The sequence below is a fragment of the Ensifer sp. R1-3 genome (assembly GCF_056739175.1).
This window is the reverse complement of record NZ_CP096515.1, coordinates 1,628,944-1,648,758: the sequence shown is the minus strand read 5'-3', so window position 1 is coordinate 1,648,758 and position 19,815 is coordinate 1,628,944. Positions and strand designations below refer to the sequence as shown.

Genomic DNA, 19,815 nt, shown 5'->3' with positions numbered 1-19,815 from the left:
GAATGCCCCTCATCCCGCTGCCGCGACCTTCTCCCCGTTGTGACGGGGCGAAGGGACAAGCTGCTGGATGGCCATTTCCTCTTGAGCGCCCGAGAAGCGGAGCATCACCGCGAGTCCCCTTCGCCCCGCTTGCGGGGAGAAGGTGGCCGGCAGGCCGGATGAGGGGGAGGTGCCGCCAGCCTATTCCGGCATGCGGTAGTCGACGATCTTCTTTTCCCGAACGATGAAGAGCTTCCCCGTCTCGGTCTGCTCGCGGCCGAGCAGCGGCAACAGCGCCTGAGCCACCTCGGAGGGATGCGGCAGGGTCTCCGGATCTTCGCCGGGCACGGCCTGAGCCCGCATGGCGGTGCGCGTGGCGCCCGGATCGACGCTGAGGATGCGCAGCGGCAGGCGCTGTGTCTCGTAGGCCCAGGTGCGTGCCAGCGCCTCGACCGCAGCCTTGGAGGCGGAGTAGGGCCCCCAGAAGGGCTTGCACTTGTGCGCAGCGCTCGAGGAGAGGATGAGGGCGCGGCCGGCATCCGAACGGACGAGCAACGGCTCGAGCGACCGGATCAGGCGCCAGGTCGCGGTGACATTGATCGCCATCACCTTTTCGAAGACCTTGGCTTCCACATGGCCGATCGGCGAGATCGTGCCGAGGACGCCCGCATTGGCGACCATGATGTCGAGCTTGCCCCAGCGCTCGTTTATGGCGCCGCCGAGCTTGTCGATGGCGGCCATGTCCGAGAGATCGAAGGGGACGAGCGTTGCCGAACCGCCGAAAGCCTTGATCGCGTCGTCCAGTTCTTCGAGACCGCCGAGGGTGCGGGCGCAGGCGACGACGTGGGCGCCGGCCTTGGCGAGTTCAAGAGCAGTGAAGTAGCCGATCCCGCGCGATGCGCCGGTGACGACGGCGATCCGGTCTTTCAGATTGGGCGTCATGTTGTTGTTCGTTATCCGTTGCTGGCGAGAACCGAGAGTTTGCGAACGTTGCTCGCTGCCCCCTGGTCGAGAAGGCGGGTCGGGTAGTCCCCGGTGAAATAGTGATCGGTGAACTGCGGCGCCTGCGGGTCGCGCTTCTCGCCGCCGACGGCACGATAAAGCCCGTCGATCGAGAGGAATTCGAGAGAATCGGCGCCGATGAAGCGACACATCGAGGCGAGGTCGGCATGCTGGTTGGCGAGCAGCTTGTCACGGTCCGGCGTATCGATGCCGTAGAAATCCGGGTGGAAGATCATCGGGCTCGCGACGCGCACATGCACCTCGCGGGCGCCTGCCTCGCGCATCATCTGGACGATCTTGACCGAAGTGGTGCCGCGGACGATGGAATCGTCGACGAGCACGACGCGCTTGCCGGCGATCATCGCCCGGTTCGCAGAATGCTTGAGCTTCACGCCGAAGGCGCGGATCTGCTGCGTCGGCTCGATGAAGGTCCGCCCGACATAGTGATTGCGGATGATGCCGAGCTCGAAGGGAATGCCGCTTTCCTGCGCATAGCCGATTGCAGCCGGCGTACCGCCGTCCGGAACGGGCACCACGACATCCGCCTCGACGGGGGCCTCGATGGCGAGGTTCTTGCCCATGTTCTTGCGGGCGACGTAGACGTTGCGGCCGCCGACGACCGAATCCGGCCGGGCGAAATAGACGTACTCGAAAAGGCAAAGGCGTTCCGGCAGCGGATTCTGCGGCTTGCGGGCATCGATGGTGATCGACCCGTCCGGCTGAATTTCGCAGATGACGATTTCACCGTTCTCGATATCGCGAACGAATTTGGCGCCGATGATATCCAGCGCGCAGGTCTCCGAGCAGAAGATCGGCTTGCCGTCGAGTTCGCCCATGACGAGCGGGCGAATGCCGTTCGGGTCGCGGGCGGCGATCAGCTTGGTGCGGGTCAGAGCCAGCATCGAATAGCCGCCTTCGACCTGGGCGATAGCGTCGGCGAAGCGATCGCTGGAAGAGACGTGTTTCGACCGCGCGATCAGGTGCAGCACGACTTCGGTGTCGGATGTCGACTGACAGATGGCACCGTCTGCGATGATCTGGCGCCGCAGCGTCAGGCCGTTCGTGAAGTTGCCGTTGTGCGCGATTGCGATTCCGCCTTCCTGCAGCTCGGCAAACAGCGGCTGGACGTTGCGCAGGACCGTCTCACCGGTGGTGGAATAGCGTACATGGCCGATCGACATCGAACCGGGCAGCTTCGCGAGCGTCGTGGGATCGGTATAGTGGTCGCCGACGAGACCCATCCGGCGCTCCGAATAGAACTGCCGCCCGTCGAAGGTGACGATACCGGCGGCTTCCTGCCCTCGATGCTGGAGAGCGTGCAGGCCGAGCGCCGTCAGCGCGGCGGCGTCCGGATGGCCGAGAATGCCGAAAACGCCGCACTCCTCATGGAGGGTGTCGCCGTCGAGTTCGTCATGGATTTCGCTGGATCTGAGATCGGTCATCGCAATTCGCCTTTGCTACGTGCCGGTGCGCATATCGTGATCGGGCCGCCAGTCTTCAAGCGATCTTACCCGAAAACACTGACAAGCGTCATTCCAAATGGATAAAGCCCGCACAGCGGGCTTTATTGCAAACTTTGCTGTCGATCTCAGCCGTTCGTCGCCGGTGCTTCCTCGCCGGGCGCCTGTTCCGTCTGAGCCGGCGGCGTCTCGCTTTCGCCTTCGCCGGTCGTATCCTTGCCGCGCAAGCGGTCGAGAATGGTGGCGTCGGCCTCTTCCGGCAGGAGCGCTACCAACTGATTGCCGAGATTGTCGAGCAGCGGTTTCGACTTCGCGTGGGTCACCCAGACGGGCTGCTGCTGCGGCGCCACGAGCCAGTTGAAGAACAGCATGGCGACGACGACGAGCAGAATGCCGCGAGCGGCCCCGAACAGGAAGCCGAGCGTGCGGTCGAGCGCGCCGATGCGGCTGTCGATGATGAAGTCGGCCACCCGCATCGTGATGAAGGAGATGATGATCAGTGCAATCAGGAAGATCACGGCCGCCGAGCCGATCATCGCGACCGTTCCGCTGGTCGTGTACTGGCTGGCGTAGGGCAGAAGATGCGGATAGAGGAAATAGGCCGCGGCGGCTGCGCCGACCCAGCTCGCCACCGACAGAACCTCGCGCGAGAAGCCGCGAACCATCGCGAGGACGGCTGAAAACAGCGCGACGCCGAGAACGATACCGTCGAGAATTGTGATGGGCATGTTGTCCTTACTCCGACTCCACCGCCAGGCGGCACATCCCGTTGATGCTCCAGGGCGCGGCTATTCCGTCAGTCCTCGTCATTCGTCTGTTGCAGGGAACGCCGCGATCCCGCGATACGCGCCACCAGATCCGGCAGGCTTTCCATCTCGCTCCAGCGGCCGTTGCCGTTCTTCGGCAACTCGGTCGATGCAGATGGCAGGACTGCCTGGGAGAAACCGAGTTTCTCGGCTTCCTTGAGACGTTGGGCGGTATGCGCAACCGGCCGGACTGCACCCGACAAGCTGACTTCGCCGAAATAGACGCAATCGGGCGGCAGGGCAAGCCCGGCAAGCGACGAAACCAGTGCGGAAGCCACAGCGAGATCGGCCGCCGGTTCGGAAATGCGATAGCCACCCGCGACATTGAGGTAGACGTCGTGCTGGCCGAGGCGAATGCCGCAATGGGCTTCCAGCACGGCGAGGATCATCGAAAGGCGGGCCGAGTCCCAGCCGACCACCGCGCGGCGCGGCGTTCCGAGCGATGTCGGCGCGACCAGCGCCTGTACCTCGACAAGCACGGGCCGCGTGCCTTCCATGCCGGCGAAAACCGCTGCACCCGGCGATTTCGCATTGCGTTCGCCGAGAAACAGCTCCGACGGGTTGGCGACCTCGCGCAGGCCCTTGTCGGACATTTCGAAAACGCCGATCTCGTCGGTCGGTCCGAAACGGTTCTTCACCGTCCTGAGGATGCGGTAATGATGGCCGCGGTCGCCCTCGAAATAAAGGACGGCATCGACCATGTGCTCGACGACGCGGGGGCCGGCGATCTGGCCCTCCTTCGTCACGTGGCCGACCAGCACGACCGCCGTGCCCGTCTGCTTGGCGAAGCGGATCATCGCCTGCACACCGGTGCGCACCTGCGTCACCGTGCCGGGTGCGGAGTCGACGATGTCGCTCCAAAGCGTCTGGATGGAATCGATGATGACGAGGTCCGGGCGCTTGCCCTCGGAAAGCGTCGCGAGAATATCTTCGACATTCGTCTCGGCGGCAAGGAGCACGTCGCTGTCGGCGGCGCCGAGCCGCTGAGCACGCAGGCGGACCTGGGCGATCGCTTCTTCGCCCGAGACATAGATCACCCGGTGCTTCCGGCGTGCAAGTGCCGCGGCCGCCTGCATCAGCACGGTCGACTTGCCGATGCCCGGATCTCCGCCGACGAGCAGTGCGGATCCGCGAACGAAGCCGCCGCCGGTCACGCGATCGAGTTCCGAAATGCCGGTCTGGATGCGCGGCGCGTCTTCGATCTCTCCGGACAGCGTCGTAAGTGCGACGGGACGCCCCTTCTTCGGCGTGCGCATGGGACCGCCGCCGATCCCCGCCGTGGGATTATCCTCGATGATCGTGTTCCACTCGCCGCAGCCGTCGCACTTGCCCACCCAGCGGGAATGGACTGTGCCGCAATTCTGGCAGACGAACTGGGTGCGGGCTTTCGCCATAGATGTCGGCTTTCGGATGTTTGCGGGCAGATGGCGGAATTGCCGCCGCCCGAGAATCACTCTTGGCGGTCACATAATGCCGCGAAATCCTGTTTGAAAGGACGATATTCCTTTGCGCCTTGTTCAAGCGCCTCCGGCATAGGTCCGATGATAGCGCCGGCCGAGGCTCGTCAGCAGCTCGTAGCCGATGGTACCGCCGGCGCGCGCGACGTCGTCGATGGCGACATTGCGCCCGAAGACCTCGATATAATCGCCGGCACGTACGGCCGCTTCCGGCAGGTCCGTGACATCGAACAGGCTCAGATCCATAGTCACCCGACCGACATGCGGCACCTTCATACCATGCAGGAAACCGAAGGCGCCCGAGGGCATCGCCTGTCTGAGGGTGACGCCGCCGCCCGAAACCGAACGGTGGTAGCCGTCGGCATAGCCGATCGCGACCGTCGCAATGCGGCTGTCGCGGCCGAAGCGGACCGAGGCGCCGTAGCTTGCCGTTCCGCCGGATGGAACCGTCCTGACCTGCACGATGCGCGCTTCGGCGGTGACGACCGCTTTCATCGGATTGACGGCGCCATTTACCGCTTCGCCGCCATAGACTGCGATGCCGGGCCGGGTGAGGTCGAAGTGGTAGTCCGCGCCGAGGAACACGCCGCCGGAATTTGCAAGGCTCGCCGGCACGCCCTCGAAGGCGGCGGTCACCTCGCGGAAACGCTGAAGCTGATAGCGGTTCATCGGGTGTCCGGGATCGTCGGCGCAGGCCAGATGGCTCATGACGAGGACCGGCGAGAAACTCGCAGGCCGCGCAGGGTCGTGGGCGAGGGCAAGAGCCTCCTCCGGCGACAGGCCGAGCCGGTTCATGCCCGTGTCGACGTGGAGAACGCAGGGGTGGTCGCCCCGTTCGGAAAGCGCTGCCATGAAGACCGCCAGCTGCTCTTCCGAGTTGATGATCGGCACGAGATCGTTCTCGAAGAAGAGCTCCTCGTTACCGGGCCACATTCCCGCGAGAATGTAGATTCGCCCATCCGGAACAAGCGGGCGAAGATCGGCCCCTTCTTCGACACTGGCCACGAAGAAATCGCGCGCCCCGGCGGCATAGAGAGCCGGAGCGGCATGCACGACGCCGAGACCGTAGGCATCGGCCTTCAGAACGGCGGCGGCGCGGGCTTTTCCGGACCGCTCGTTCATCGCCCGCCAATTGTCGGCGAGCGCGGTGAGGTCGACGGTGAGCCTGCTGGAGGCGGAAAGAAACTCGGGGCTTTGCATACCGAAAACTCTGCGTGGGCGATATCCGCAGCAATACATCCAAGTGCCCCTTGCCGCAAACGGCCGACGCAATGCTCTGGCCGAAAGCACTTTCATGCAAGACGAGGCTCTCCTCGCCCGATAAGATCGGTCGATGGAAACGATCTCACAGGAAAAGGCCATCGAGGCCATGCCGCTCGAGGGAGCCGAGCGGACCCGTTTCTGGCGCGACCCGCGCTTCAAGGGCATGGAGTGCCTGAGCGCGACCTTCATCACACATGAATTCGCGCCGCACGCGCACGACACCTTCAGTATAGGTGCGATCGAAGCGGGTTCCCAGATCAGCACGATCAAGGGGGAACGATCGCAGACGGGCCCGGGAGATCTCTATCTCATCAATCCAGATGAAATCCACGACGGGCATCCGGGTCACGAAGGCTACCGCTACCGGATGATCTATCCATCCACGGACCTGCTGGTCGAGATCCTCGAGGATGTGACCGGCCGCTCCTTCAAGGGAACGCCGTCCTTCTCGCGGCTGCTTCTCACCGATAGAGAGCTTGCGCTCGGCTTTCATCGTGCGCACCGCGCATTGGAAGGCAAGGTCGGTACCCTGGAAGCGGACGAAAGCATGTTCGGGTTCCTGGCCAGGCTCTTCGAGCGCCACGGCAACGCTATCATCGTCCCCCTGCAGACGCGCGAGAGCTCAGCCGTGCACCGGGCACGCGATTATCTTGTTGAAAACTACACGCACGATATCGGGCTGGAGGAGCTTGCGAAGCTGGCGGGCCTCAGCCGCGCCCATCTGATCCGCGCCTTCCGAAAGGAATTCCACATCACCCCGCATGCTTTTCTCACCGACAAGCGGGTGCGGGAAGCAAAGGCGCTCCTGCGCAGAGGTTGGTCTGCGGCGGACACCGCCTATCACTGCGGTTTCGCCGATCAGGCGCATTTCAGCCGCCATTTCAAGGCTCGAACCGGCGTCACGCCGGGTGCCTTTCGCTCAGCCTGATCACTTTCGTTCAAGACGGCGGTCTTCTGCCTGGTTACTTCCTGGCGCACTTCCAGGAAAAGCGTGTGACGGTTTTCCGTCCGGAAGTGCGTAGTTTCAGAAGGTTAGTGTTGCAAGTACGGGAGATCCCAGGCGTGAAGAAGTCGCGGGCAGTCGAGGAATTCTGGGGAGGTTTCAGGGCGATGGCACCGCTCATCGTGGCGGTGATGCCCATCGGGCTCGTTTTCGGGGCCGTTGCCGCGACTAAGGGCCTGTCGAGCCTCGAAGTCGTGATGATGAGCGCGCTGGTCTTCGCCGGCGGTTCGCAATTCGTTGCGCTCGACATCTGGACTCATCCCGCCTCCTGGGCCGCTCTCGGATTTTCGGCGCTGCTCGTCAATATCCGTCATCTTCTGATGAGCGCATCGATCGGCACGAAGATGCCGGCCTTCTCGGGGCCGGCGAGATATGCCGCGATGCTTCTCCTTGCCGACGAGATCTGGGCCATGGCCGAGGTCCGGGCAGGTGAGTCGCGTCTCACGCCTGCCTGGTATGCGGGCCTTGCGGTGCCGTTCTATCTGGTCTGGGTGCTTGCCGGTCTTGCCGGCTCGCTCGCCGGCGCATTCCTCGGAGACCCGAAAGCGCTCGGTCTCGATTTTTCGTTTCCCGCGGTCTTCATCGTCCTGGTCATGGGCTTCTGGAAGGGACGTGAAACCGGCGCGATTCTCGCTGCGAGCGCCGCGGCCGCGGTCCTCGCACACCAGTTCCTCCCCGGCGTCTGGTACATCGCAGCCGGTGCGGCGGCGGGCGTCGTTGCGGCGCTTTTCACCGGTGAACGTCAGGAAGCCCGCGCATGACGCTCGATCCGCACACGTTTCTTGCGATCGCCGCGATGGCCGTTGCGACGGTGCTGACCCGGCTCGGCGGTCTTGTCCTCATCCGTTTCGTGACGATAGGTCCGAAGCAGAAGCGGGCGCTGGAGGCGATCCCGCCGGCCGTATTGATGGCCGTCATCGCGCCGACGGCGTTGGTCACCGGGCCGGCTGAAACGCTCGCGGCCCTCGCCACAGCGCTTGTCGCCACGAGGCTGCCGCTGCTCGCGGCCGTGGCGGCCGGCGTGATTGTCGTGGCGGTTGCGAGGGTGTTCGTGGGGTAGAGAGGCCAAATCCGCCCCTCATCCGGCCTGCCGGCCACCTTCTCCCCGCAGGCGGGGAGAAGGGGACTCGCGGCGCCGTCTCAATCCTTGTCGCGGCAGCGGGATGAGGGGCCGCAATCAGCCTGTCAATGCTCGTACTGCGTGAACGACGGATCGGCGAGATCCGAGAAGCGCGTGAATTCCGACTGGAAGGCGAGCTTGACGGTGCCGGTCGGTCCGTGGCGCTGCTTGGCGATGATCACGTCGGCCGTGCCCTTCACCTTCTCCATCTGCATCTTCCACTCTTCGTATTTCGGATCGAATTCGTCGCGCGGTTCCATGTTCTTCACGTAATATTCCTCGCGGAACACGAAGAGGACGACGTCGGCGTCCTGTTCGATCGAGCCCGATTCACGCAGGTCGGAGAGCTGCGGCCGCTTGTCCTCGCGGCTTTCCACCGCGCGCGAGAGCTGCGAAAGCGCGATGATCGGCACGTTCAGCTCCTTGCCGAGCGCCTTGAGGCCGGTGGTGATCTCGGTGATTTCCTGTACTCGATTTTCGCCGGACTTCTTCGAACCGGTCATGAGCTGGATGTAGTCGACCACGAGCACGTCGAGGCCGCGCTGCCGCTTCAATCGGCGAGCGCGCGCGGCAAGCTGGGCGATCGAGATACCGCCGGTCTGGTCGATATAGAGCGGCACTTTCTGCATCATCTGGGAGCAGGCGACGAGCTTCTCGAAATCCGCCTCCGAAATATCACCGCGGCGGATCTTCGAGGAGGAGACCTCGGTCTGCTCCGAGATGATACGGGTGGCGAGCTGTTCGGACGACATTTCGAGCGAATAGAAGCCGACCACGCCGCCGTTCTTGGCCTTGAAGGAGCCGTCGGGCTGTACTTCCGGCTCGTAGGCGGCGGCGATGTTGTAGGCGATGTTCGTCGCGAGCGAGGTCTTGCCCATGCCCGGACGGCCGGCGAGGATGATCAGGTCCGATCGCTGGAGTCCGCCCATCTTCCCGTCAAGGGAATGGATGCCGGTGGAAATGCCGGAGAGATGACCGTCCCGCTCGAACGCCTGTCCGGCCATGTCGATCGCGAGCGCTACCGCGTCATTGAACGATTGGAAGCCGCCGTCGTAGCGCCCTGTTTCGGCGAGTTCGAACAGCCGCCGTTCGGCGTCCTCGATCTGGCTCTGCGGCGGCATGTCGAGCGGTGCGTCATAGGCGATGTTCACCATGTCTTCACCGATGGTGATCAGCGATCGGCGGAGCGCCAGGTCGTAGATCGCGCGGCCGTAGTCCTCCGCATTGATGATGGACACGGCTTCGGCGGCAAGGCGCGCGAGATATTGTGCAACCGTCAGGTCGCCGACCTTCTCGTCGGCCTTGAGGAAGGTCTTGACCGTCACCGGGTTGGCAGTCTTGCCCATGCGGATGATTTCGCCGGCGATCTCGAAGATCCTGCGATGCAACGGCTCATAAAGGTGTACGGGTTTCAGGAAATCCGAGACGCGATAGAAGGCGTCGTTATTGACGAGAATGGCGCCGAGCAGGGCCTGCTCCGCTTCCAGATTGTTCGGCGCCTCGCGATAATGCTGTTCCGCCTGATCCTTGGCCAAAGGGGCGAGCTTTCGCGCTGCGTCGTTCATCTTTTTCCGTTTCCGCTTATGATCCCGTGAGGCACCCGGTTTGCTGACTGTTGCGCGCCGCGTCTAGTGCAGGCACGCAACAGTGGCGTGCCATACAACCCCGCATGTCGCCTTTGCCCGTTGTTCGACTGATCCACAGGGGAACAAGGGAGAAGTTGTAAAAAACTACATTCTCACGCGATGCTGGTTGACGCCGCGGCCATGGGTAAAACTACCTGATTCGCATCCCCGCGTCCTCGATCGGCATCTTGAAAAATGCCCATGGCCGGATTAAATAGTGTCCAGATAGTTAGCATGCTAGTAATATGGAAAAGATACTAAATGCCGAAGCCAAACGACAATCGTGAACTGTTCGACGCACTTGCGACCGTCAATCGCAAACTGCGGTCGGTGTTCGACGCGCGGGTGAAGGAGCGCGGCCTGACGCTGCCGCGTGCGCGGATGCTGTTCGCGCTCGCCAGGAAAGAAGGTCTCAATCAGCGCGAGTTGGCCGAAGAGCTCGATATCGAGACGCCGACGATCGTTCGGCTTCTCGACGGCATGGAAAAGCAGGGGTTCATCGAGCGCCGGGTCGAGCTTTCCGACCGGCGTGCGAAGCAGATCCATATGACGGATGTCGGCCGCTCCATGGCGGATGAGATCCAGAAGCTCGCGAGCGACATCCGCGAAGAGGTTCTGGGCGGGCTGCAGCCGCAGGAAATCGCCGTCGCGCTGAAGGTCGTCTGCAAGATCGCGACGAACATCCAGTCGATCGGTCGGAGTGGCGACCGATGAATGCCGTTGCCGCTCCCGGCTCGATGCGTATCGGCAAATCGGCTCTCTATATCGGCGGCTCCGCTCTCCTCTTTCTGACGCAGGGGCTCGGTATGAATCTCGCGTCGGCCAATCTTGCGCAGGTCCAGGGGTCGCTTTCGGCCACGTCGGTGGAGGCTGCCTGGCTTGCCGCTGCCTATATGGCGCCGAATGTCAGCCTTTCGGCCGCTCTCGTGAAGATTCGCGCCCAGTATGGTCTTCGCCGCTTCGCAGAGATCGGCATCGTCGGATTCGTCATCGCTTCACTGATGAACGTCTTCGTCTCGGACCTTCATTCGGCGGTCGTCGTCCGCTTCATCAGCGGCATTGCGGCCGCGCCGATGTCGACCCTCGGCTTTCTCTATATGCTGGAAGCCTTTCCACCGGCGCGAAAGCTGACGGTGGGCCTCGCACTCGCCCTGACATGCACGACCTTGGCCGCACCGATCACGCGGCTGATCTCGCCTGAGCTCATCGAGATCGGACAATGGCACGGGCTGTACACGCTCGAGATGGCGCTCGCGCTGATCGCGTTGCCGATCATCTATCTGCTGCCCCTGACGCCGGTGCCTCATGCCAAGGTCATTCAGCGTGCCGACATTCTCAGCTACCTGCTGCTCGCCGTCGGCTTCGGCTGCGTTGCCGTCGTCCTCGTGATGGGCAGGCTCTATTGGTGGTTCGAGGCACCCTGGCTCGGCATGCTGCTCGCCCTGTCGGTCGTGACCCTCACGGCCGTCGTACTGATCGAGCTCAATCGCGAGCAGCCCTTGATCGACATACGCTGGTTGGCCTCGCGCGAGATCGTGCATTTTGCGGCCGTGCTGTTGATCTTCCGCCTCGTCGCCTCGGAACAGTCGGCGATCGCCACCAACTTCTATCAATTGCTCGGGCTGCAGTACGATCAGCTCGCGACACTTTACTGGATCATTCTGGCCGCATCGCTGGGGGGCGGTCTGCTCTGTGCGGCGCTGATGAAGCCGGGGCACGCGGACGCCGTCCACGTGCTCGCCCTCGGCATGCTCGCCGCCGGCGCCTATATGGACAGCCATGCGACGAGCCTCACGCGTCCGGAGCAGATGTATGCGAGCCAGGCGCTGGTCGCCGCCGGCACGGCCCTTTTCCTGCCGCCGGCCATGGCGCGCGGTTTCACGGCGGCACTCGCGAAAGGCCCCAGCTACATCCTGAGCTTCATCGTCGTCTTTCTCTTCACCCAAAGCATCGGCGGCCTGATGGGCTCGGCCGCCTTCGGAACCTTCGTGACACTGCGGGAAAAGTTCCACGCCAACATTCTGGCCGAGCAGATCGTTCTGAGCAATCCTCTGGTCGCGCAGCGCATCGGGCAGTTGTCGGGCGCCTACGCCAAGGCAATCGGCGACAGGGCGTTGCTGAACGGGGAGGGCGTGGCCCTGCTCGGACAGACGATCACCCGCGAGGCCAACATCCTCGCCTACAACGATGCCTTCCTGTTGGCGGCGATCATAGCGCTTTTCGCGCTCGCGGTGCTGCTCATCCAAATCGCAGTCAAACGGCTCGCCAGGCACGATCCCAACATCGTACCGGCCGCCACATCTTGAACAATGAAGTCGTTATCATGCTGAAAAATTTCCGCTCTCCCACCACGCTTATCGTTCTTCTTGCCGGCCTCGCCGGTCTTTCGCTCGTCCTCTACGCCTGGCGTCTGCCGCCCTTCGCGAGCTCCGTCGAAACCACGGAGAACGCCTATGTCCGCGGCTATGTCACGACCATCAGCCCGCAACTTTCCGGCTATGTCGCGGAGGTGCCGGTGCGTGACTACGAGGAGGTGAGGGCTGGTCAGCTCCTCGTCAGGATCGATGACCGGATTTACGTCCAGAAGCTTGCGCAGGCAAAAGCGACACTCGCGACACAACGGTCGGCGCTGGCGAACTCGTTCGAACAGGAGCTGTCGGCAAAGGCCGGAATCGCTGCGAGCGAGGCCCAGCTCGACGGGGCCAAAGCGGCTCTGGCAACGGCGAGAGCCACCTGGGACCGCATTCGTCCGCTCGCCGACAAAGGTGTCGCGACGCGGAGCGACGCCGACCAGGTCCGGGCGGCCTTCGAGCAGGCGGACGCGGGGGTCAAGCAGGCGATCGCCAATCTCGAGGTTTCGCGCCATTCGCTTGCGACGACCCTCGGCGCCCGCGCCGGCCTCGAGGGTTCGGTAGCCGGCGCCGAGGCGGCCGTGGAGCTCGCCGAGATCGACCTCGACAACACCAGGATCGTTGCGCCGCGTGCCGGCAGGCTCGGCGAGATCGGCGCCCGTGTCGGACAATACGTCACCGCCGGCACGCAGTTGCTGTCGGTCGTGCCGCACGACGTCTGGATCGTTGCCAACTTCAAGGAGACGCAGCTTGACGGAATGAGGGTAGGGCAGCCCGTCACCATTTCGGTAGACGCTCTGAACCGGCAGGTGCTGAGCGGCCACATCGAGCGCTTCTCTCCTGCTGCCGGATCGGAATTCAGCATAATCCGGCCCGATAACGCCACCGGCAATTTCACCAAGGTTGCGCAACGTCTCGGCGTGCGCATCGCCGTCGACCCCGAACAGCCGATGGCCGATCGCCTTGCTCCCGGGCTTTCGGTCGTGGTGAGGGTCGACAAGGCGGCCGAACCGCAGGCGGCAATCGCATCCGCCGAGTAGAGAGCAGATCCAGGATCCGCAAAGCTCCGCCGGCAAACAAAAAAAGCCCGGATCCGGTCGGATCCGGGCTTCTTTCTTTAGAGCGTTTGAAGCTACGCACTTCCGGACGGAAACCCGTCACACACTCTTCCTGGAAGTGCTCTAAGGTCCGCTCGGGTCTTATTCTTCTTCGGACTCGAGCTCGGCTTCCGGGTTGAAGAAGTCTTCCGGCTTCAGCGCGTCTTCGTCCACGCCGTAGATGGCGTCGGCCGAGGTCAGGCTTTCGCCCTTGGCCTGGCGCTCGGCTTCTTCGGCCGAACGGGCAACGTTGATTTCAATCGCCACGTCGACTTCCCCGTGCAGGTGCAGCGTGACCTTGTGCAGGCCGATAGCCTTGATCGGCTGGTTGAGGTCGACCTGGTTCCGGTTGATGTTGAAGCCTTCGGCAGCCAGCGTCTCGACGATGTCGCGGGCGGCAACCGAGCCGTAAAGCTGGCCGGTTTCGCCAGCGGAACGGACGATGATGAAGGACTTGCCGTCAAGCGAATCGGCGACCTTCTGGGCTTCCGACTTGCGCTCGAGGTTACGGGCTTCGAGCGTCGAGCGCTCGGATTCGAAACGCGCCTTGTTGGCGGCATTGGCGCGGAGCGCCTTGCCGAGCGGCAGCAGGTAGTTGCGCGCGAAGCCGTCGCGAACCTTTACGGTTTCGCCCATCTGACCGAGCTTGGCGATGCGTTCGAGGAGAATGACTTCCATTTTGATTTCCTTTCAGTTTTGTTCGTTTCGTTGGTCAGTTTTTTCCCGTGGGCGTGAGTGCGATGGCGCGCCGCGTATCGATCAGGCCGGACAGGAGGAAGAAGAAAGCCGGAATCGTGAAGACGAATACCGACAGGTATGCGATCCACAGCACGGGAAGCCGCCAGGACTTGCCGCGCGTGCGAAAATGGAAGGAGGCGAAGCCCGAGAGCAGGAAGCCGGCGCCGAAGGTGCCGCAGACGAGCGCACCTATCACAGCCGGCGCACCGCCGAAGAAGGTGAGGGCCAGGCCGCCGAGAAAAACGAAGATGGCGTTGCGGTGCATCCTGAGCGACGAGGGAACGTCCTCCCGCGGCCGAAGCGCCTTGCCGGATAGCTGTACGATGCGGGTCGCGAGGTAGTAGGCGGCGAACAGCATCAATACCCAGATCGCACCCTGCACGAGCGGCAGCGCCAGCGTGAATATCGACTTGAGCTGAGCGATCGCCGCGGCATCCGGATTGTAGAGCGGTTCCTGCGCCTTCACGGCCTCGATCACCATGTCGACCATGATGTCGGAGACGCTCGAGTCGTACCCGACAATGTAGCCGACGATGACCATGCCGACCGTCACCAGTCCGGCAAGATGCACGAGGATGTCTGAGAGCGGATACCAGGCGAGTGAACCCTCGGGACCGCCGAGTTCGGAAGCCGGGCGCGCAAGATTGGAGAGGTGGCTGAGCCAGCCGGCCGGGACGAGCGTCACGACGACGATCAGCAGTGCGAAATAGGGTGACACGAGCGCCACTGCTGCCCCGCCCGCGACCACGATGGCAGCGATGGCGGCGGCGTTTCCCCAACCGAGACCCGCAATCAGGATCGGCAGCGCGGAGGCGGCGTAGAGAACGATCGCAAGAGACGACTGCGTATTCGCGCCCATCGACAAGAGGGCGGCGGTAATGCCGGCGAGAACGCCGGTCAGCAGCGATGTCCTGTTCCAGGTCTTCACGTTCGCTGTCCTGCTTGAGAGGCAGTTAGGGGCGGCCATCCGGCCATTGCCCCAACATGGGATTTGTGCACCGTTCCGGCGCGTTTCCGATCCGCGCCCACCGCGGAAGGGAGGAATCGAGGCACCCTTGAGAGAGCGCCTCGATCGAAGCTTGTTTCCGTCGAGTCAGCCGATCGACGGAGCGCCGGCCGCCTTACGATACGATGTAGGGCAGCAGGCCGAGGAAGCGGGCGCGCTTGATCGCCTGGGCGAGTTCGCGCTGCTTCTTCTGGGAAACGGCCGTGATGCGCGAGGGCACGATCTTGCCGCGCTCGGAAATGTAGCGCTGCAGGAGACGGACGTCCTTGTAGTCGATCCGCGGAGCGTTTGCACCCGAGAAGGGGCAGGTCTTGCGGCGACGGTGGAACGGACGGCGTACCGGAGCGGAAGAAACTTCAGCCATTGTCTTTATCTCCTAAAGCTTCTTTGTTAAGCGCGGTCTTCGCGCGGGCGGCGCGGACGGTCATCGCGGTCGCCACGGTCCGGACGCGGACCACGGTCGCCAAACCCACCACGGTCCGGACGGTCGCCATCGCGGCGCGGGCGATCGTCGCGGTCGCGCTTCTGCATCATCGCGGACGGGCCTTCCTCGTGCTTGCCGACGGCGATCGTCATGTAGCGCAGCACGTCTTCGTTGATGCGCATCTGACGCTCGACTTCGTGCACGGCCGGTGCCGGGGCATCGATGTCCATGAGGACGTAGTGAGCCTTGCGGTTCTTCTTGATGCGGTAGGTGAGGGACTTCAGGCCCCAGTTTTCGACCCGACCGACCTTGCCGCCGTTCGCTTCGATTACACCCTTGTACTGCTCGACGAGAGCGTCGACCTGCTGCGGCGTGATGTCCTGCCGAGCGAGGAATACGTGTTCATAAAGAGCCATTGTGGCTTGCCTTTCTTGCGTTAATCAGCCCGGACCTCGGCGGCTAAGCCTCAACGACTGTTCTTAAAGGCTATGAGAGCCGGCAAGAAAGTGTTGTATCGAGACGGTCGAGAGCGGAGACACGGGAGGCCGGAATGCCTTTACATTCCTCGCGGCTTCCGAATGGAAACCGGCCCTCCGTTCAGCCACCAGCCAGAAGACCGGGCGTTTCGAACAGCGCGCTTATACGGGTTTTCTGCCGAAATGCAAGCCGCCTCGTCGGATTGGTGTCCGGGCTGCGCTCAGCCGGAACAAAAGCGCCCTTGCGCTGTTGAGTGGGCTTCCACCCATCCGGGAGAAGAAAATGGCCCCCTTCGATCCGAAGATGCAGGAATGCATCGAGAATTGTCTTGCCTGTTATCGCGTCTGCCTTTCGACGGCGATGACTCATTGCCTCGAAGCCGGCGGCGAGCATACCAAGCCGCCGCACTTCCGGCTGATGATGGCCTGCGCGGAGATTTGCAGGGACGCGGCGCATTTCATGCTGCTTGGCACGCCGCACCACAAGCACCTGTGCGGCGAGTGCGCCGAGATCTGCGCGGAATGCGCGGACGATTGCGAGCGCATCGGCGACATGGGCGATTGCGTCGACGCCTGCAGGCGGTGTGCCGAGAGCTGCCGCCAGATGGCGGCATGAAGCCGCCGCTCCGGCGCGAGAGTGTTTCAGATCGGCGCCGGATAGAGCCGATGCAGGCGCCGGATGCCGTTCATCACGTCCTGGGAAAGAGTGACGTCGGCGGCGCCGAGGTCGTTCTTCAGCTGCTCGATCGACGTGGCGCCGATGATGGCCGAGGCCATGAAGGGGCGCGTGAGACAGAAGGCGATTGCCATCTGGGCGGGATCAAGACCGTGTTCGCGGGCGAGTGCGGCATAGGCGGCCACGGCGGGCTCCTGATGCGGCGTGTAGCGGCCGCCGAGGTCGCCGTTGATCGACAGGCGCGATCCGGCCGGCCTGGCACCGTCCAGATATTTTCCGCTCAAGAGCCCGGCCGCCAGCGGCGAATAGGCGAGCAGGCCGATATCTTCGTGGTGCGACACTTCCGCGAGGTCGAGATCGTAGCTGCGGTAGAGCAGATTGTACTCGTTCTGGATCGTCGCGACGCGCGGGAAGCCGTATCTGTTGGCGAGGTCGATCATCTTCATCGCGCCCCAGGCCGTATCGTTCGAAAGGCCGACAGCGCGGATTTTGCCCGCTTTGACGAGTTCGCCGAGCTTGTCCAGAATGGCCTTGAGATCAGCCGCAACCTCCTCCTTGTTCTGGTGGGAGGGGTCATAGGACCAGGCGTTTCTGAAGTGGTAATGACCGCGATTGGGCCAGTGCAGCTGATAAAGGTCGATATAGTCGGTCCTGAGCCGCGCGAGGCTCGCATCGACCGCCTCGCCAATTCCTTCCGGGGTGACCGGGCCGCCATTGCGGATGTAGGCACGGCCGGAGCCGGCGACCTTGGTTGCAACCACCACGTCGTCGCGTCGGCCGCGCGCGGCCAGCCAATCGCCGATGATGCGTTCGGTGTTGCCGTAGGTCTCCGCTGAAAGCGGCGTGGTCGGATAGAGTTCGGCGGTATCGATGAAGTTGACGCCGCGGTCGAAAGCATAATCGAGCTGTTCGTGGGCTTCGGCCGGCGTGTTCTGCGAGCCCCACGTCATCGTTCCGAGGCAGATGGACGAAACCTTGATGCCGGTGCGGCCGAGTTTGTTGTAGCGCATGACGTTCCTTGTGGAGCGGGTTCGCGCCATGGGAGGAAGGCGCTCCGCCTTGGAAATGACGGTTGGCCGCAGCCCGGGAAGTTCCGGAACGACGCGGCGGCAAAGCGGGGCAAACTTAAGCCTTGATTGGCGAAGATCAAGGGCAAAAGACCGTAAGCAACCGGCCAAGCGCGGCTTCCGCGCTTGACTTGCTGTTCAGGAATGTGAATGGAGAGGAAAATACGCGGCGGCAGCAGGGTCCGGGCGGTTCATCTGCACCTGCTCGCGCAATTGAAACGATCACGGCTATTTGGTTGCTCCGAGCCAGCCGCGATCCAGGGAAGGGGCACTCTTGATGAGCATCGCATTCACGTTCCCCGGCCAGGGCAGCCAGGCCGTGGGCATGGGCAAGGATCTGGCCGAAGCCTTTCCGGAGGCCGCGGCTGTCTTTGCCGAGGTCGACGACGCGCTCGGCGAAAAGCTTTCCGACATCATGTGGAACGGGCCTGAGGAGACGCTGACGCTGACGGCGAATGCGCAACCGGCGCTGATGGCAGTGTCCATGGCGGTAATCCGCGTGCTCGAAGCCAAGGGCCTCGACCTCAAGAGCAAGGTTTCCTTCGTCGCGGGCCACTCGCTCGGGGAGTATTCGGCGCTCTGTGCCGCCGGTACGTTCTCGCTCGCCGACACGGCGCGTCTTCTGCGCATTCGCGGCAATGCGATGCAGGCGGCCGTCCCCGTCGGCAAGGGCGCGATGGCGGCGATCATCGGTCTGGAGCATGACGATGTGGAAGCGGTCTGCCGTGACGCATCATCGCTCGGCTCGTGCCAGATCGCCAACGACAACGGCGGCGGCCAGCTGGTGATCTCGGGCGAGAAGCCTGCTGTGGAGAAGGCCGCGGCCCTCGCTTCGGAAAAGGGTGCCAAGCGCGCGCTTATGCTGCCCGTGTCCGCCCCCTTCCATTCCGCCTTGATGACGCCGGCCGCCGAGGCCATGCGCAAGGCGCTCGCGACGGTCGAGAAGCGCGATCCCGTGGTTCCGGTCGTCGCGAACGTGCTTGCTGCGCCGGTAAGCGATGCGGGCGAGATCGCGCGCCTGCTTGTCGAGCAGGTGACCGGGCAGGTGCGCTGGCGCGAGACGGTCGAGTGGTTTGCGGCCCATGAAGTGACGACGCTTTACGAGATCGGCTCGGGCAAGGTCCTGACGGGACTTGCCCGGAGGATCGACAAGACCGTCACGGGCATCGCCGTCAATTCGCCCGCCGATATCGATGCGGCGCTTGCCGTCCTCTTGGCCTGAGCGCCCTACTATAAGGAGAAATCCATGTTCGATCTTTCAGGCCGCAAGGCTCTCGTTACCGGCGCTTCCGGTGGTATCGGCGAGGAAATCGCCCGCATGCTGCATGCCCAGGGCGCCGTCGTCGGACTCCATGGTACCCGCGTCGAGAAGCTCGAAACGCTTGCCAACACCCTCGGCGAGCGGGTTCGGATATTCCCGGCAAACCTCTCCGACCGCGCGGAAGTCAAGGCGCTCGGAGAGAAGGCGGAAGCCGATCTCGGCGGCGTCGATATCCTCGTCAACAATGCCGGCATTACCAAGGACGGGCTCTTCGTCCGCATGAGCGACGAGGACTGGGACAACGTCATCGAAGTCAATCTCACGGCCGTGTTCCGGCTGACGCGCGAGCTCACGCATCCGATGATGCGCCGTCGCTTCGGCCGCATCGTCAACATAACCTCGGTCGTCGGTGTCACCGGCAATCCGGGGCAGGCGAATTACTGCGCCTCGAAGGCGGGCATGATCGGCTTCTCCAAGTCGCTTGCACAGGAAATCGCCACCCGCAACGTCACGGTCAACTGCGTCGCCCCGGGCTTCATCGAAAGCGCGATGACGGGCAAGCTGAACGACAAGCAGAAGGAAGGGATCATGTCTGCGATCCCGATGCGGCGGATGGGAAGCGGAGCGGAAGTCGCCTCCGCCGTGGCCTATCTCGCTTCTAACGAAGCGGGATATGTCACCGGTCAGACGATCCACGTCAACGGCGGCATGGCGATGATCTGACGAGGCGATGGAGTGTGCGGCTCCTTGGGCTTCGGCCTGTACCGCGACCTCCGATCAGCCTCTTCGTTTGTTTGTGCCAAATGCCTGAAATTCAATGTTGACCAAGGGAATAACGGGCATTTTCGCCCTTTGCGGCAGGCATAAACCGTGTTAATCGGGCCATGACTGCGCGCAGTCGACCGTTCCGGCCAGGTGTCCGGCAGCTCTTGCTGCCCTGGGTTTCCGCGGTTTCGGTTGGATGGATTGCCCGTTGGACCAACTTGGTCTATCAGGCGTGATAG

Annotated in this window: 20 protein-coding genes; 9 read left to right on the top strand and 11 right to left on the bottom strand. The window is 63.3% G+C overall.

Annotated elements, in window-relative coordinates:
* Window positions 1-180: 180 nt before the first annotated feature.
* The 5 genes from M1D43_RS07965 to alr all read right to left on the bottom strand — a co-directional run bounded on the left by M1D43_RS07965 (window position 181) and on the right by alr (window position 5,904).
* Window positions 181-921 (bottom strand): SDR family NAD(P)-dependent oxidoreductase, encoded by a 741-nt coding sequence (locus tag M1D43_RS07965; RefSeq protein ID WP_003532733.1) that lies wholly within the window; start codon window positions 919-921, stop codon window positions 181-183.
* Between the two features lie 11 nt (window positions 922-932).
* Window positions 933-2,423 carry an amidophosphoribosyltransferase gene (gene purF / locus M1D43_RS07960; protein WP_010969057.1) on the bottom strand — a complete coding sequence of 497 codons (1,491 nt, stop codon included), beginning with the start codon at window positions 2,421-2,423 and terminating at the stop codon, window positions 933-935.
* Between the two features lie 146 nt (window positions 2,424-2,569).
* A complete protein-coding gene (locus M1D43_RS07955) occupies window positions 2,570-3,169 on the bottom strand; it encodes a CvpA family protein (RefSeq protein WP_003532741.1) in 600 nt (199 codons plus the stop codon).
* A gap of 68 nt (window positions 3,170-3,237) precedes the next feature.
* On the bottom strand, window positions 3,238-4,641 hold the full coding sequence (gene radA / locus M1D43_RS07950) for a DNA repair protein RadA (protein WP_153313846.1): 1,404 nt from the start codon (window positions 4,639-4,641) through the stop codon (window positions 3,238-3,240).
* A 123-nt stretch (window positions 4,642-4,764) separates the two neighbouring features.
* Window positions 4,765-5,904, bottom strand: coding sequence for an alanine racemase (gene alr, locus M1D43_RS07945; protein WP_153313845.1), 1,140 nt, complete (start codon window positions 5,902-5,904; stop codon window positions 4,765-4,767).
* Between the two features lie 133 nt (window positions 5,905-6,037).
* On the opposite strand from alr, the gene M1D43_RS07940 reads away from it, so the two are divergent.
* From M1D43_RS07940 to M1D43_RS07930, 3 genes are all read left to right on the top strand, one after another.
* On the top strand, window positions 6,038-6,895 hold the full coding sequence (locus tag M1D43_RS07940) for an AraC family transcriptional regulator (RefSeq protein WP_153313844.1): 858 nt from the start codon (window positions 6,038-6,040) through the stop codon (window positions 6,893-6,895).
* Between the two features lie 182 nt (window positions 6,896-7,077).
* Window positions 7,078-7,731 carry an AzlC family ABC transporter permease gene (locus M1D43_RS07935; protein WP_153313862.1) on the top strand — a complete coding sequence of 218 codons (654 nt, stop codon included), beginning with the start codon at window positions 7,078-7,080 and terminating at the stop codon, window positions 7,729-7,731.
* A complete protein-coding gene (locus M1D43_RS07930; protein ID WP_003532749.1) occupies window positions 7,728-8,030 on the top strand; it encodes an AzlD family protein in 303 nt (100 codons plus the stop codon). The genes M1D43_RS07935 and M1D43_RS07930 overlap by 4 nt, the downstream gene beginning before the upstream one ends.
* 125 nt (window positions 8,031-8,155) lie before the next feature.
* On the opposite strand, the gene M1D43_RS07925 is transcribed toward M1D43_RS07930, so the two are convergent.
* Window positions 8,156-9,655, bottom strand: coding sequence for a replicative DNA helicase (locus M1D43_RS07925; protein WP_003531702.1), 1,500 nt, complete (start codon window positions 9,653-9,655; stop codon window positions 8,156-8,158).
* Window positions 9,656-9,976: 321 nt separating this feature from the next.
* Here M1D43_RS07925 and M1D43_RS07920 point away from each other — a divergent pair, with 321 nt between their 5' ends.
* From M1D43_RS07920 to M1D43_RS07910, 3 genes are read left to right on the top strand one after another with little or no spacing between them, the layout of a single operon-like run.
* Window positions 9,977-10,429, top strand: a complete 453-nt coding sequence (locus tag M1D43_RS07920) for a MarR family winged helix-turn-helix transcriptional regulator (protein WP_027990376.1) — start codon at window positions 9,977-9,979, stop codon at window positions 10,427-10,429.
* Entirely contained in the window at window positions 10,426-12,021 is a 1,596-nt protein-coding gene (locus M1D43_RS07915) for an MFS transporter (RefSeq protein WP_153313843.1), read from the top strand. Before M1D43_RS07920 ends, M1D43_RS07915 begins: the two co-directional genes overlap by 4 nt.
* 17 nt (window positions 12,022-12,038) lie before the next feature.
* On the top strand, window positions 12,039-13,106 hold the full coding sequence (locus M1D43_RS07910) for an HlyD family secretion protein (RefSeq protein WP_153313842.1): 1,068 nt from the start codon (window positions 12,039-12,041) through the stop codon (window positions 13,104-13,106).
* 159 nt (window positions 13,107-13,265) lie between these two features.
* Here M1D43_RS07910 and rplI read toward each other — a convergent pair whose 3' ends face one another.
* From rplI to rpsF, 4 genes are all read right to left on the bottom strand, one after another.
* Window positions 13,266-13,841, bottom strand: a complete 576-nt coding sequence (rplI, locus tag M1D43_RS07905) for a 50S ribosomal protein L9 (RefSeq protein WP_003531697.1) — start codon at window positions 13,839-13,841, stop codon at window positions 13,266-13,268.
* A gap of 34 nt (window positions 13,842-13,875) precedes the next feature.
* Entirely contained in the window at window positions 13,876-14,829 is a 954-nt protein-coding gene (locus M1D43_RS07900; protein ID WP_010969065.1) for a YybS family protein, read from the bottom strand.
* Between the two features lie 193 nt (window positions 14,830-15,022).
* Window positions 15,023-15,271, bottom strand: a complete 249-nt coding sequence (rpsR, locus tag M1D43_RS07895) for a 30S ribosomal protein S18 (RefSeq protein ID WP_003531693.1) — start codon at window positions 15,269-15,271, stop codon at window positions 15,023-15,025.
* Between the two features lie 26 nt (window positions 15,272-15,297).
* Entirely contained in the window at window positions 15,298-15,747 is a 450-nt protein-coding gene (gene rpsF / locus M1D43_RS07890; RefSeq protein ID WP_003531690.1) for a 30S ribosomal protein S6, read from the bottom strand.
* 343 nt (window positions 15,748-16,090) lie between these two features.
* On the opposite strand from rpsF, the gene M1D43_RS07885 reads away from it, so the two are divergent.
* The gene (locus M1D43_RS07885; RefSeq protein ID WP_010969066.1) at window positions 16,091-16,423 is read left to right on the top strand and encodes a four-helix bundle copper-binding protein; all 333 of its coding nucleotides are present in this window, start codon (window positions 16,091-16,093) and stop codon (window positions 16,421-16,423) included.
* 26 nt (window positions 16,424-16,449) lie between these two features.
* Here M1D43_RS07885 and M1D43_RS07880 read toward each other — a convergent pair whose 3' ends face one another.
* Window positions 16,450-17,493, bottom strand: coding sequence for an aldo/keto reductase (locus tag M1D43_RS07880; protein ID WP_010969067.1), 1,044 nt, complete (start codon window positions 17,491-17,493; stop codon window positions 16,450-16,452).
* A gap of 334 nt (window positions 17,494-17,827) precedes the next feature.
* On the opposite strand from M1D43_RS07880, the gene fabD reads away from it, so the two are divergent.
* On the top strand, window positions 17,828-18,772 hold the full coding sequence (fabD, locus tag M1D43_RS07875; protein WP_153313840.1) for an ACP S-malonyltransferase: 945 nt from the start codon (window positions 17,828-17,830) through the stop codon (window positions 18,770-18,772).
* A 24-nt stretch (window positions 18,773-18,796) separates the two neighbouring features.
* Window positions 18,797-19,534: a 3-oxoacyl-[acyl-carrier-protein] reductase gene (fabG, locus tag M1D43_RS07870; protein WP_127514915.1), complete on the top strand. Its 738-nt coding sequence runs from the start codon at window positions 18,797-18,799 to the stop codon at window positions 19,532-19,534.
* Window positions 19,535-19,815: the final 281 nt, after the last annotated feature.